At 68.9% G+C, this 13,168-nt stretch carries 14 protein-coding genes; 4 read left to right on the forward strand and 10 right to left on the reverse strand.

All coding sequences use genetic code 11. The annotated features are described in order from the left end of the window. Positions 1–22 precede the first annotated feature (22 nt). Positions 23–1,111: an FAD-dependent monooxygenase gene (locus ACSHWB_RS20650; RefSeq protein WP_439663635.1), complete on the forward strand. Its 1,089-nt coding sequence runs from the start codon at positions 23–25 to the stop codon at positions 1,109–1,111. Here the strand turns inward: ACSHWB_RS20650 and ACSHWB_RS20655 are convergent. Then, positions 1,092–2,636, reverse strand: coding sequence for a DUF6461 domain-containing protein (locus tag ACSHWB_RS20655; RefSeq protein ID WP_439663636.1), 1,545 nt, complete (start codon positions 2,634–2,636; stop codon positions 1,092–1,094). The genes ACSHWB_RS20650 and ACSHWB_RS20655 overlap by 20 nt on opposite strands. A gap of 122 nt (positions 2,637–2,758) precedes the next feature. On the opposite strand from ACSHWB_RS20655, the gene ACSHWB_RS20660 reads away from it, so the two are divergent. The 3 genes from ACSHWB_RS20660 (at position 2,759) to surE (ending at position 6,210) form a co-directional block, all read left to right on the forward strand. After that, the gene (locus tag ACSHWB_RS20660) at positions 2,759–4,486 is read left to right on the forward strand and encodes a family 20 glycosylhydrolase (protein ID WP_439663637.1); all 1,728 of its coding nucleotides are present in this window, start codon (positions 2,759–2,761) and stop codon (positions 4,484–4,486) included. Positions 4,487–4,583: 97 nt separating this feature from the next. Beyond that, on the forward strand, positions 4,584–5,450 hold the full coding sequence (locus ACSHWB_RS20665; protein ID WP_439663638.1) for a 1-phosphofructokinase family hexose kinase: 867 nt from the start codon (positions 4,584–4,586) through the stop codon (positions 5,448–5,450). Positions 5,451–5,454: 4 nt separating this feature from the next. Continuing rightward, positions 5,455–6,210, forward strand: a complete 756-nt coding sequence (gene surE, locus ACSHWB_RS20670; protein WP_439663639.1) for a 5'/3'-nucleotidase SurE — start codon at positions 5,455–5,457, stop codon at positions 6,208–6,210. Here the strand turns inward: surE and ACSHWB_RS20675 are convergent. From ACSHWB_RS20675 to ACSHWB_RS20715, 9 genes are all read right to left on the reverse strand, one after another. Beyond that, the gene (locus ACSHWB_RS20675; RefSeq protein ID WP_439663640.1) at positions 6,173–6,502 is read right to left on the reverse strand and encodes a hypothetical protein; all 330 of its coding nucleotides are present in this window, start codon (positions 6,500–6,502) and stop codon (positions 6,173–6,175) included. The genes surE and ACSHWB_RS20675 overlap by 38 nt on opposite strands. A 6-nt stretch (positions 6,503–6,508) precedes the next feature. Continuing rightward, positions 6,509–6,904, reverse strand: coding sequence for a DUF5313 family protein (locus tag ACSHWB_RS20680; RefSeq protein ID WP_439663641.1), 396 nt, complete (start codon positions 6,902–6,904; stop codon positions 6,509–6,511). Continuing rightward, complete coding sequence (locus tag ACSHWB_RS20685; RefSeq protein WP_439663642.1) at positions 6,901–7,350, reverse strand: MarR family winged helix-turn-helix transcriptional regulator; 450 nt, start codon at positions 7,348–7,350, stop codon at positions 6,901–6,903. The genes ACSHWB_RS20680 and ACSHWB_RS20685 overlap by 4 nt, the downstream gene beginning before the upstream one ends. 63 nt (positions 7,351–7,413) lie before the next feature. Continuing rightward, positions 7,414–8,238: an alpha/beta fold hydrolase gene (locus ACSHWB_RS20690; RefSeq protein ID WP_439663643.1), complete on the reverse strand. Its 825-nt coding sequence runs from the start codon at positions 8,236–8,238 to the stop codon at positions 7,414–7,416. Between the two features lie 9 nt (positions 8,239–8,247). Then, positions 8,248–9,570 (reverse strand): FAD-binding oxidoreductase, encoded by a 1,323-nt coding sequence (locus ACSHWB_RS20695; RefSeq protein WP_439663644.1) that lies wholly within the window; start codon positions 9,568–9,570, stop codon positions 8,248–8,250. Beyond that, positions 9,567–10,145, reverse strand: coding sequence for a TetR/AcrR family transcriptional regulator (locus tag ACSHWB_RS20700; protein WP_439663645.1), 579 nt, complete (start codon positions 10,143–10,145; stop codon positions 9,567–9,569). The genes ACSHWB_RS20695 and ACSHWB_RS20700 overlap by 4 nt, the downstream gene beginning before the upstream one ends. Before the next feature lie 70 nt (positions 10,146–10,215). After that, entirely contained in the window at positions 10,216–11,292 is a 1,077-nt protein-coding gene (locus tag ACSHWB_RS20705; protein ID WP_439663646.1) for a PLP-dependent aminotransferase family protein, read from the reverse strand. Positions 11,293–11,322: 30 nt separating this feature from the next. Continuing rightward, on the reverse strand, positions 11,323–12,534 hold the full coding sequence (locus ACSHWB_RS20710) for a PI-PLC domain-containing protein (RefSeq protein ID WP_439663647.1): 1,212 nt from the start codon (positions 12,532–12,534) through the stop codon (positions 11,323–11,325). A 426-nt stretch (positions 12,535–12,960) separates the two neighbouring features. After that, entirely contained in the window at positions 12,961–13,164 is a 204-nt protein-coding gene (locus tag ACSHWB_RS20715; protein ID WP_030479286.1) for a cold-shock protein, read from the reverse strand. Positions 13,165–13,168: the final 4 nt, after the last annotated feature.

Here is a 13,168-nt window from a genome sequence, read left to right on the forward strand (position 1 = left end):
CCGACTCACAGGGGGCGACACCATGAAGAACGTCCTGATCTCCGGCGCCAGCATCGGCGGACCCGCGCTCGCCCACTGGCTGCGCCACCACGGCTTCAGCGTCACCGTGGTGGAGCGGGCGCGCGGCATGCGGCCCGGCGGCCAGGCCATCGACGTGCGCGGCCCGGCGCTCGAGGTCATCGAGCGCATGGGCCTCGGCGACCAGCTGCGGTCGTTCAGCACCAACATGCGCGGCATGAACGTGGTCGACGCCGACGGCAACGAGCTGTTCCGCTCCACCACGCACACTTTCAGCGGCGGCGACCTGTCGAGCCCCGACGTCGAGCTGCTGCGCGACGACCTCGCCGGGATGCTCTTCGACGCGGCGGAAGGCGTCGAGTACCTGTTCGACGACACGATCACCTCGATCGACGGCACCCGCGTCACGTTCGAGAAGGCGGCGCCGCGCGACTTCGACGTCGTCGTCGGCGCGGACGGCCTGCACTCCAACGTCCGCAAGCTCGTCTTCGGGCCGGAGTCGGAGTTCATCTCCCACCTCGGCATGAACCTCGCCGTCTTCACCGCGCCGAACTTCCTCGGCCTCGACCACTGGCAGACGTTCCAGCAGGGCGAGGTCGTCGGCGGCGGCATCATGAGCGCCCGCGCGAACGCGGAATGCCGTGTCTACATGGGATTCAACGGCGTGACCGACTTCGACTACCGCGACATCGACGCCCAGCGCGCCCTGATCGCCGAGAAGTTCGCCGACGCGGGCTGGGCGTGGCCGACCGCGCTCAAGCACATGTGGGAGGCGCCGGACTTCCACTTCGACTCGATGAGCCAGATCCGGATGGACTCCTGGTCGCGCGGCAACGTCGTGCTGCTCGGTGACGCCGGCTACTGCGGTTCGCCGTTGTCCGGGCAGGGCACCAGCATGGCCCTCGTCGGCGCGTACGTGCTCGCCGGTGAGCTGGCCAAGGACCCGTCGGCCGCTTTCCAGCGCTACGAGGAGATCCTGCGGCCGTACGTGGTCGCGAACCAGGACATGGCGCTGAAGAACCAGGCGAACGGCGGCGCGCCCACCGAGGAGTTCGCCGCGGTCGTCAACAGCCTCACGCTTCCCAGCTACTGAACAGCTCGTCGATCGCCGCGCGGACGTCGTCCTCGGGGATCACGGCACCGGTGAACCTCGTCACCGCCGTGATCCCCTTGGCGTCGAGGTGGCGCCAGTCCGTGAAGCTGAGTCCCTCCAACGCCTTCCGCACCTCGGGGTCGTCACCGAACGGCGCCTGGTTCAGCAGCTCGCGGGCGTCGAGGACCTGGCCATCGCGGGCGAACGACAACCGCGTGAGCCGGTTGACGTTCCAGTAGTGGCTCGCGGCCTTCCCGTTGCGCGACAGGCGTTCCAGCACCTCACCGCGAGAGCCCTGCCAGTTGTTCAGCTCCACGACGAGAACGCCGCCGTCGATCTCCACGGCGATCGAGTCCTCCTCGAACTCGTCCACCACGTCGTCCACGTCGGCGTTCGCGATGATCGTGACCGTCGCCGCCACCCCGAGCACCTCGACGAGCCACCGGTAGGGCCGCTCGGGACGGGAGATCGGCGGCGGTGCCGGTTCGCCGCGCAGCAGGTGCCCGACGCGGTCGGTCTTCTTGTGCAGCACCGGATCCGACGCGGGCTCGGGCCAGATCGTCAGCTCGTAGCGCTCGTCGTCCTCGTCCCGGCCGGTCGCGCAGACGCGGACCCGGAACTCTCCCGGCCACGGCGCGGTGGAGCCGTGGCCGAACTTCGCGGCACCCTTCGCCGCGGTGTAGCTGATCTCCGCGATCTCGTCCCACTGCTCCGGTTCCGGCGCACCCGGCGCGTCCAACCGGACGTTCACCGACACGGGGACCTGGCCCTCCGCGATGCCGGTGCGGACGGCGAACCCGGTGTCGACCGCACCTGCGAGACCGGTCGCCGTGAAGTCCGCCTGGGCCGCGCTCAGTTCCTCGACCAGCACGAACTCGTGGCCGAACACCATCGCCTGAGTGGACCACGAGCTGCCCATGAACTCCCGGCGCCGTTTCTCCAGCAACGCCCGTTCGTAGGCGGGAGGCATCGGCAGGTCCGGGAGGATCTCGGCGGTCACCCCGATCGCGATCCCGATGGCCGCAGCTGGTTCGGTCGCCGCGGGCGTGCCGATCGCGTTCAGGACCGCCCTGGCCACCACCACGGCGACGGCCAGGTGCGCGGCTCCGCGTTGGGCGGCGATGGCGGCCTCGTCACCCGTGACCTCGCTGAGGTCCGGGAGCATCGCGCGCACGTGCCGGAGGATCAGGTCGCTGGCGCCTCTGTGCACGATGTCGGCCATCTGCACCGGTGTCGTCATCGCGCTCTGCCCGCTCATCGACAGGTACGAGAACGTGCTGCCGTCCGGCATCGGCACCAGACCGGCGATCAGCTCGGCGGGTGCGGTCAGGTCCAGCCGGGCGACGGCCAGTTCCAGCGCGCCGAGCAGTCGTTCCGCCGGCAGACCGGGGAAGTCGTGCAACGACTGCCGCACTACGGAAACGCTCGCGTGGTCCTGCCGGCGGTGCCGGACGTACGTGCCGAGCACCGCGGCCGGTTCGGCTGGAATCAGCGCCTCGATCGTCGGCACGACATCGTCGATCATCCTTCGGAAATCCCCCATCCCCCGATTGTCGCAGAGGAAATTGGCTCAGACCATTGACGACAAAAGGGATGTCTGACCAGGCTGGGTGCAGGGTCGCCGCCCCCGACTCGTGAGGAGGAGTCGTGAGAACTCGCGTTCTCGCCGCGGTCATCGCTGTCACCGCAGCGCTGTCCGTGAGCGCGCAGTCGCAAGCCGCGGAACCGCTGCAGAGCCTGGTGCCCGTACCGGTGTCGGTGCAGGCCCGCAGTGGTGTCACGCACACGCTGACGGCCGCCACGAAGATCTACACAGCCCCTGCCGCGCGGGACGCCGGCACCTTCCTGGCCGGACTCCTGCGGCCCTCGACCGGCTACGTCCTGCCGGTGTCCGACACGACGGGGACTCCGTCCGACGGCATCTCCCTGCTGCTCTCGGGCGCACCGGGGACGGTGGGCGAGCAGGGCTACCAGCTCGACGTCGCCGCGAACAGCATCGTCCTGCGCGCCAATACCTCTGAGGGCCTGTTCGCGGGTGTGCAGACGTTGCGGCAGCTGTTGCCCGCCAAGGTGGAGAGCACGACCGCGCAGGCAGGTCCGTGGACCGTGCCGGGTGTGTTGATCGTCGACTACCCGCGGTTCTCCTACCGCGGCGCGATGCTCGACGTGGCCCGTCACTTCCACCCGGTCTCGACGGTCAAGCGCTACATCGACCAGCTGGCGCTCTACAAGATCAACTACTTCCACCTGCACCTGAGCGACGACCAGGGCTGGCGGATCGTGATCGACAGCTGGCCGCGCCTCGCCACGTACGGCGGCAGCACGCAGGTCGGCGGCGGACCCGGCGGTTACTACACCAAGGCGCAGTACAGCGAGATCGTGCAGTACGCGGCCTCGCGCAAGATCACCGTGATCCCCGAGATCGACCTGCCCGGTCACACCAACGCGGCACTGGCGTCCTACGCGGAGCTCAACTGCAACAACCAGGCTCCGCCGCTGCGCACGGACATCGAGGTCGGCTACTCCTCCCTGTGCGTCAACAAGGAGATCACCTACCAGTTCGTGGACGACGTGATCCGGGAGATCGCGGCGCTCACCCCCGGCCCGTACTTCCACATCGGCGGCGACGAGGCGCACTCCACGCCCGACGCCGACTACCAGACGTTCATGGACCGCACCCTGCCGATCGTGAAGAAGTACGGCAAGACCGCGCTCGGCTGGCACGAGTTCGTGAAGACCACGACCGACACCGCCACGATCCCGCAGTACTGGGGCACCTCGACGTCCAACGCCGTGGTGCAGGCAGCGGCGGCGCGCGGCAACAAGGTCATCATGTCGCCCGCGAACAAGGCGTACCTGGACATGAAGTACAACGCCAGCACGCCTTTGGGTCTGTCGTGGGCGGGCCTGATCGAGGTCCAGACCGCCTACGACTGGAACCCCGGGACGCACCTGAGCGGCGTGCCGGAGTCCGCGATCCGCGGCGTCGAGGCTCCACTGTGGAGCGAGACGCTGGTGACGGCCGAGGACATCGAGTTCATGGCGTTCCCGCGGCTCGGCGCGATCGCCGAACTGGCGTGGTCGCCGTGGTCGACGCACAACTGGGACCAGTTCAAGGTGCGCCTGGGCAACCAGGGCCCGCGCTGGACGACCATGGGCATCGACTTCTACAAGTCGACCCAGGTCCCGTGGGACACCGGCGGCCCTGGCCCCGGCCCCTGCACGCAGCCGGCGTGGGAGCGCGACAAGGTCTACACCGGCGGCAACGTGGTCTCGCACAACGGCAAGAAGTGGACCGCGCAGTGGTGGACGCGCGGTGAGGAGCCGGGCACGACCGGCCAGTGGGGCGTCTGGCGCGACGGCGGCGCCTGCTGATCCCTGATTCATCCGGTGCGGGCGCGTAGTACTCGCCCGCACCGGGTACCAGGGTGTCGTGAATGCCCGAGTTGCCGTATTTGCCCCGTCCCCTCAGTTGACCGTCACCGTCGAGGACCTCGACGGCGAGCCGGACGTGCACCTGCACGCCGGCGGCCAGGGTTTCTGGCAGTCCAGAATGATCGCCGCGTTAGGTGTCGAAGCCGTGGTGTGCGCGACGTTCGGCGGTGAGACAGGCCGCGTGTTGCGCACCTTGTTGGAGGGCGAGCACGTCGAGGTGCGCGCGCAGGAGGTCGCCGCGCGCAACGGCGCCTACGTGCACGATCGCCGCGACGGAAGCCGTGACGAGATGGTCGAGATGCTCCCGGACGCGTTGTCCCGGCACGAGCTCGACGACGTGTACGAGTCGGCACTGGTGGAGGGCATCCGCGCGGGCACGGCCGTGCTCAGCGGACCGTCCGACGACCGCGTGCTGCCCCACGACACGTACTTCCGCCTCGTCTCCGACCTGACCGGCAACGGCTGCCGCGTGATCGTCGACCTGGCGGGCGACCGGCTCGCCGAGGCCGTGCGCGGCGGCCCGCACGTGGTCAAGGTGTCGCACGAGGAACTGGGCGAGGAGGACCTGCCCAAGCTCGTGCAGAAGGCCAGGGAGATCGCGTCCTCGTGCGTGCACGGCGTGGTGGTGTCCCGCGCTGACGAACCGGCGTTGGCACTGCTGGAAGATCAGCTTTACCTCGTGCGCATGCCACGGCTCGAACCCGTCGACACGCGGGGTGCGGGTGACTCCATGACCGCGGGGATTTCAGCGGGCCTCGCGCTGGGTATGTCGTTGACGGACGCGGTGAAGCTCGGTGCGGCCGCCGGCGCGGTGAACGTGACGCGGCACGGCCTCGGCAGCGGCGGGGGAGAGGCCGTGCGCGAACTGAGCAACCGCGTGGAACTGGAGCCGATCGAGGAATGAGCCGATGCGCGCGCTGATCACGAACGACGACGGGATCGACTCACCCGGCCTGTGGACCCTGGCGGCGGCCGCCGCCGACTGCGGCCTCGACGTGGTGGTGGCGGCGCCGGTCACCCAGGCCAGCGGCACGAGCGCGTCCGTCGCGGCCTCGGGGGAGATGGGACGGGTGGCGAGCGAACGCCGTTCGCTGCCGGGACTGGACGTCGAGGCCTACGCGGTCGCGGCGCATCCGGGGCTGATCTCGCTCATCGCGTGCCGCGGCGGGTTCGGCGGCAAGCCCGACGTGGTGCTGTCCGGCGTGAACCTCGGCGCGAACGTGGGCCGCGCGATCCTGCACTCCGGCACCGTCGGCGCGGCGCTGACCGCGCACCTCAACGACGTCACGGCGATGGCGGTGTCGCTCGACGTGGGATTGGACGGGCCCGAACCGTTGTGGGACAAGGCAGGCGAGGTGGTGCGCGTCGTGCTGCCCGTGCTGCTGGAGATGCCCGCGGCCACGGTGCTGTCGCTGAACGTGCCGAACGTCGTTGACGTGCAAGGACTTCGCTGGGCGGAGCTGGCGCGCTTCGGCGCGGTGCAGAGCCGGGTGGACGACGTGGGCGACAACGAGGTCGAGCTCGTGCACGTCTACGCGGAGGAGTCGCTGGTGCCGGGTACGGACACGGCGTTGCTGGCAGAGGGGTTCGCGACGGTGACGGCGCTGCGCTCGGTGGAGCGCGACGTCACTCCTGAGCGTGCTTTGCCGGCCTGGCCAGCGTGATGATGAGCCCGATCAACGCCGTGCGGACCTCGAGGAAGCCCTCCGTCGTCACGTCGTCGAGCGAGAACGCCAGCATCCCGAACGCCAGCAGCAACAACAGCCCGTACATGCGCGCGAGGTCGTGCCGCCACGCCATCGCGACACCCAGCACCCCGACTCCGACCTGGATCACGTGATAGTTCGGGTCCAATCCGAACACGTCGAACCATCCGAACGCGAGCTGTAAGACGCCGGCGGTGAGGGTGAGTGCCTGTGGCCTCGTGAACTCGAACTGATCGCTCAACAAGGCCATAGGTCTCTACCCTTCGGATCGCCGCCAGACCGCGTCGTACTTCGCTTGTCGCGCGCGGTCCCTCACGGCGTTTCGTTCCCGGCGACCCTGAGTCGCCGACCCTCGTGGGTACCCGTACTTCGTGAGCCGGTAATCCACGCTTTCGGGTGCGTAGGACAACGCGAAGTACAGTCCTACAACGAAACCGAGCGCTCCGCACGCGATTGCCAGTGGCCACGCCGAGCCGAGTCCGAAGACCAGCGCCAGCGCGATGGCGACGGTGAGCGGCGTGACCTGCACGAGACTGCGCACGGTGAAGCGCAACAGCCACTTCGGACCGGTCACGTCCTCGTACACGAACTCCCTGTACTTCTGAGGAAGCCGGCCGCCCGCGTAATACCAGGCCTTCAGCGCGGGGTTCACCGTGTCGCCTTGGCGATCACCTTGTGCAGCACCTGGTTCAGCTGCGCGAGCTCTTCGAACGTCATGTCGAGCTGCTCCACGACCTTGAAGGGAATCTTGAGAGCTTCTTTTCTCAGTTCCACCCCGGCCTCGGTCAGCGTGAGCGCGAGCGCGCGCTCGTCGGCCTTGTCCCGCTGGCGCTCGACGTACCCGATCGCCTCCAGCCGCTTGAGCAGCGGGCTGAGCGTGCCGGGGTCGAGCTGCAGGACGTTGCTCAGGTCCTTGACCGTGCGCGGCGACCGTTCCCAGAGCGCCAGCATCACCAGGTACTGGGGATGCGTGAGGTTCAGCGGCTCCAGGATCGGGCGGTAGACCGCGATCACCGTCCGGCTGGCCACGGCCAGCGCGAAGCAGACCTGCCGCTCCAGTTCGAGCGGGTTCTCCGGGATGCTTGGTGTACTAATCATTGGTGTACACACTAACTCGGAGGCGTGCTCTGATCCAAGAGGTGTGGTGCAGGGCTCAGCGGGTCACTTCAGGGCTTCCGCGAGGACCTCGGCGGTGACGGCGGCGCCCGCCCTGGTCATCACGGTGCCGCCGTGGTCGACCTCGTTGATCAGCACCGGTTCGTGCAGCACGGGCAGCGCGGTGCGGAACGCCTCGGCCTGGTCGACGGTGTAGGCGGGCGGGCTGCCGGGGCCGGTGCTCCACTCGGCGTGCAGGAACCACGTCGGCACGGTCAGCTCCTGCCAGCGCGAGGTGCCGAAGATGACGTCGGTGGCGTCGGCGATCAGGGTGTCCGCCGGGAGCCTGAGGTGGCCGTCCGGGGTGAGGTCGTGGGCGAAGTAGTCGCGGATCAACGGGTCGGTGGCGTCGATCAGCGGGTTCGCCATGGCCTGCACGGCCAGGTACTCGTCGACGGTCCAAGTGCGTTCGCGGGCGGCCACCTGTGGGGCGAACGCCGCCGAGAGCATCTCCTCGGTCATCTGGGCGTGCGCGGGCATCGGGAAGCCGCCGTCCACGAGCACGAGCGCGCGCACCCGGTCCGGATGACGCACGGCGAGGTCGACGGCCACGTACGCGCCCATGGACATGCCGCACACCGTCACGGTCTGAAGGTCCAGGGCGTCGAGCACGCGGACCATGTCGTCGGCGTGCTGCCGGATGGACGCCCCGGGAACCTCGAAGCTGTCGCCGCGGCCGCGCAGGTCGGGCGCGACGAGGGAGAAGTGGTGGGCGGCGACCCAGTTCCACAGCTTGCGGCTGCCGCTGACGCCGTGGATCGCCAGCACGGGCGGGGTGTCGCCGTCGTGGATCTCGACGGCGAGGTCGCCGCCGTCTGCGGGAACCAGCATGCGGACTCCTCAGGCTTTGCCGGGGTTGAAGATGTTCAGCGGGTCGAACGTGTGCTTGACGGCCCGGTGGACGGCGTGGGCGTCCTGGCCGAGCTCGCGGACCATGCCGTCGCGCTTGAGCAGGCCGACGCCGTGCTCACCGGTGACGGTGCCGCCGAGGGCGAGCGCCTGGTCGATGATGTCCTCGAACGCCGCCTGCGCGGCGATCCTGGCGTTGTCGTCGCCGGGCGGGGTGATCAGCAACGGGTGCAGGTTGCCGTCGCCGGCGTGGGCGATGGTGGCGATCCGGACCCCGTGGCGCGCACCGATCTCCTCGATGTGCGCGAGCATCGCGGGGACCGCAGACCGCGGCACGCACACGTCCTCGGTGAGCAGCGGGCCCAGGCGTTCCAGCGCCGGGTAGGTGAGGCGGCGGGCGGCGAAGAGCGCCTCGGCCTCGGTCGAGTCGGTGGAGCGTTCCGTCCAGGCGGCGCCCGCGTCGGTGAAGGCCGCGACCAGGCCGTCGGCGTCGTCCGGCGTCTCGGCGCTGGCCAGCAGCATGGCCGCGGTGTCCGGCTCGATGCCGAGGTGCTTCCAGTCCTCGACGGCCTGCAGGCAGGCGCGGTCGATCAGTTCCAGCGCGGCGGGCTGCAGGCCTCGGCTGGTGCTCAGCGCGACGGCCTGACCTGCGGCGACGAGGCTGTCGAACGCGCCGACGACGGTGGCAGCCGGGCGCGGCGCCGGGCGGAGGCGGAGGGTGACCTCGGTGATGACGCCGAGCGTGCCCTCCGAGCCGACGAGCAGGCCGGTGAGGTCGTAGCCGGCGACGCCCTTGGTGGTGCGCCTGCCGAGCCGGACCGCGGTGCCGTACGCGACGGGACCGCCCAGCACGGCCTCCAGGCCCAGCACGTAGTCGCGCGTCACGCCGTACTTGAGGCAGCACAGGCCGCCCGCGTTCGTGGCGACGTTGCCGCCGATCGTCGACCACGGTGAGCTGGCCGGGTCCGGTGGGTACCAGAGTCCTTGCGCGGCAACGGCTTTCTTGAGGTCGTCGTTGACCACGCCCGGTTGCACGACGGCGAGCAGGTTGTCGCGGTCGATCTCGACGACCCGGTTCATCCGGCTCAGGTCGAGGACGAGGCAGCCGTCCGTCGCGTTCGCCCCGCCGGACAACCCCGTGCCCGCACCTCTCGGCACGATCGGGATGTTGTGCTCGGCGCAGTGCCGCACGGCCTCCTGAACGTCCTCAGTGGACTCCGGGCGGAACGCGGCGTACGGCGTGCCCGCCGGTGCCCACTCGGCCTCGTCGTGGCTGAGGCCTGCCAGCGTGTTCGGGTCGGTGATGAGCTTCATGGCCGCTCCAGTGCGCCGTACGCGGCCTTGTGCACGACACGTTCGAGTTCCGCGCCCCATTCGCCGGGCGTGGTGTCCGCGTGGATCGGGACCACGCCCATGCCCGCCACCGCGAACCGGGCGAAGAGCACCAGGTCGAAGGCCTGCGCGGGGGAGGCGAGTGGCGGGGTGAGGATCGCGGCGATCTGCGCGGCGCCGCTGTTGAGCTCCTGCGTGCCGGTCGCGATCAGGTCGGGCTCCGCGACGATCACCGCGCGGCGGCCGAGCTCCAGCGCCCACTGCTCGGGGGTGATCGTGTCGATCGCCGTGCGCACCGCTGTGGTCAGCGCCGCGACGGGATCGGGGTCCGGAGCGAGCACGCGGACGACGCGGCTGAGGAACGCGTCGTACCAGAAGATCGCGGCCTTGGTGCCGAACGTGCGGAAGAGCGTGCGTTCGGAGACGCCCGCGCGGTCGGCGATCGCCCTGGTCGACGTGGCGGCGAAGCCCTGGTCGAGGCACAGGGCGATGGCCGCCTCCTGGATCGCGAGGCGGGTGCGCAGGTCCTTCGCGGCGCGCGTGGTCAAGGTGTCCACGTCGCCACGGTAGCGCGAAGTGTCAGTTACTGCCAGAACTCCTGGCAGTAACTGACACCTTTTGGGTGGTTCAGAGCGCGCGGACAGCCGCGCCGAGGCGGGTGATGCCCTCGTCGATCTGCTCCGGCGTGACGCCCGAGAACGCGAGGCGGATGGCGTTGTCGCCGCCCTCCAGCAGGAAGTCGGCGCCCTTCACGAACTCGACGCCGTGCTCCTTGGCGACCGGCACCAGCTTGTCGATGGACACGCCGGGCAGCTCGACCCACATGAAGTAGCCGCCCTGCGGCGCGGTGAAGACGGCCTCCGGCAGCTCGCGCTGGAGCGCGGCGACGAGGGCGTCCTTGCGGGCGCGCAGCGCGGTGCGGACGTTCGCGACCGACTCCTCGAGACGGCCGGAGCGGCAGTACGAGTTCACGATCGACTGCGCCACCATGTTCGGCGAGATGTACGTGGTGGTCGCGATGTCCTGGACGGCCTTGATGACGGCCTTCGGGCCCACCAGGTAACCGCAGCGGATGCCGGGCGCCATGGTCTTCGAGAACGACGACGCGTAGACGACCTTGTCGTTCTTGTCCTGCGACAGCATCGTCGGCAGCGGCTCGCCCTCGAACCGCACCTTGACGTACGGGTCGTCCTCGAACAGCACGAAGTCGTACTTCGCCGCGAGGTCGAGCAGACGTGCGCGCTTCGCCTCGGACAGCGTGTAGCCGGCCGGGTTGTGGAAGTTCGGGATGATGTGCGCGAGCTTCGGGCGCACACCGCTCTCCAGCAGCTTCTCGAGCGCGTCGACGTTGATGCCGTCGGTCTCCAGCTCGATCGCGTGGATCTTGGCGCCGCGCTGGCGCAGGTTCAGCAGCGTGCGGTCGTAGGTCGGAGCCTCGACCACGACGTCGTCGCCCTGCTGGACGAGCAGTTCGAACAGGAACGCGTCGGCCTGCATCGAGCCGTTGGTGACGAGCACCTGCTCCGGCGCGACGCCGTGCTGCTCCGCGAGCCAGGTGCGCAAAGGCACGTAGCCGACGCTCGTGCCGTACGCGAAGGTGCCGCCGGGGTCGTCCGTGAAGGCTTTCTGCGCCGCTTCGCGCAGGCCTTCCTGGTCGATGATGTCGAGAGAGGGCGCTCCGCGCGTGAACAGGATCGAGGCCATGCGCGGAGCGTACAACTCTCACAATCTGGGCTACGGCCTATATACGTATGCGTTGAGCTGTTGCACCGCCTGGGCCGCGTTGCCCAGGTGATAGAGATCGACCGCGAGGAAGTTCGGCTTCTTGCGCGCCGCGGGCTGGCAGAACTGCTGCGCACGGTTCGCGAGCTTGCCGTTGTCCGTCGTCGCCGTGCTCGTGAACGGAACGTCGCGGAAGTGGTTCATGACGAACAAAGGCTGGAAGCCGCCCGTCGCGGTGAGCGGTTTTTCATCCCATCGGCTGTAGCAGGACCAGTCGGAACTGCCGAGTCCCGAACCCATCGACCAGTAGTTCTCGACCGTCCAGTCCTTCTGGTAGAGCACGCCGGAGTCCTCGCGCCCGTCCTTGCCGTGGTCGGTGAAGATGATCAGCCGCTTGTTGCTGCCCTGCAGCTGGCTGCGGGTGGGCCACCCGTTCTGCTGCACGCCCTCGGCCCGGTACAGGACGTCGTTCAGCCCCTGCACCTTGCGAAGCTCGGCGCGCAGGGTGTTCGCGTCGACGTAGTCCTCCAGGAAGACCGTGATGATCTCGCTGCGGTTGTTCTTGAGGAAGTCCACGATCCGCTGGATGTCGACGTTGAGCGCCACCGGCTTGCTGACGAGCGTGCAGCTGTTGTGGCACAGGATCGCGCCGTCGGGCGTCTGGTGGATGTCCAGCATGAAACCGCGCACGCCATCACTGAGCTGCTGCACGATGCCGCGCGTCTGGTTCTTCGCGAGGTTGATGAACGGCGGCGCGAACCCGCCGTCCACCCCGTTCGCATAGGCGTTGTGGGCGGTCAGGAACGTCATCTGGTCGAGCCGCGGATCCTGCGGCATCGGCTCGGTCTGATTGGCCACCGGCGTCAGGTACCAGCGCGTCTCGCCGTCCAGTGCGAAGAATTTCCATTGATCACCGAACTGACGGGGCTCGTGAACCGTATCCCCGAGTGAGCACGAACCCATGGTGAGCTGACGGGTGATGCACTGACCCGGCGAGTCGGTGTTCTCGAACCTCCCGTCGCTCAGCCGCCACTGCTGGCGGTCCTCGTTGCCCTTCGGGCGGTGCAGTGCCAGTCCACTGCCGCTCTGGGCGACGTTGAGGCCGGTCCGGACACTGGTGACGTAGAACGTGCCCGCGGGCGCCGCGTCGGCGGTGGCGGGTACCAGGGGAAGCAGGAGCAGGGCCGCGATGGCAGGGAGGTATCGCACGGTGACCAGAGTCACCCACCTGAGTGAAACATGAAACACCCTCAGTAGTGTGGACGTTTAACACTGTGGGTATCCCCAGTGTCGTCGAGGCCTCTTGTAGAGCAGAACAACTCCAAGGCAGCCGTCGCCCGACCGAAGGGTTAGGGCCGGTACTCGGGCGCCGCCTTCACAAGCCGCGCAGGGTTCGACTCCCTCGGTTGCCACTTGCTCCGGGCACTGCCCGCGAGCGCTCCACGCCGAATTCCCGCGGCGGGATGTACAGGCGTCGCGGCCGACGGGCCGCGGCGCCTCTCTCGTTTCACGCCGTCGTTCAGAACGGCGGCTCGCCGCTGAAGGTCACTCCGGGATCGCGGTCCCTGGTGGGACGGGGCCTGCTCGAAATCCGTCTGGACGCAGAGAAGCCCGCCCGGCAGAACACCGGACGGGCCTCCAAGAGCTGAATCAGATGGCGCGGACGTCTTGCGCCTGCGGGCCCTTCTGGCCCTGCCCGATCTCGAACTCCACGCGCTGCTGCTCCTCGAGCGACTTGAAGCCGGAGCCGGAGATCTGCGAGTAGTGCACGAACACGTCCGGACCGCCGCCGTCCTGCGCGATGAATCCGAAGCCCTTCTCGCCGTTGAACCACTTCACGGTGCCCTGCGCCATACCG

Source organism: Lentzea sp. HUAS TT2 (genome assembly GCF_051853195.1).
GTDB lineage: Bacteria > Actinomycetota > Actinomycetes > Mycobacteriales > Pseudonocardiaceae > Lentzea.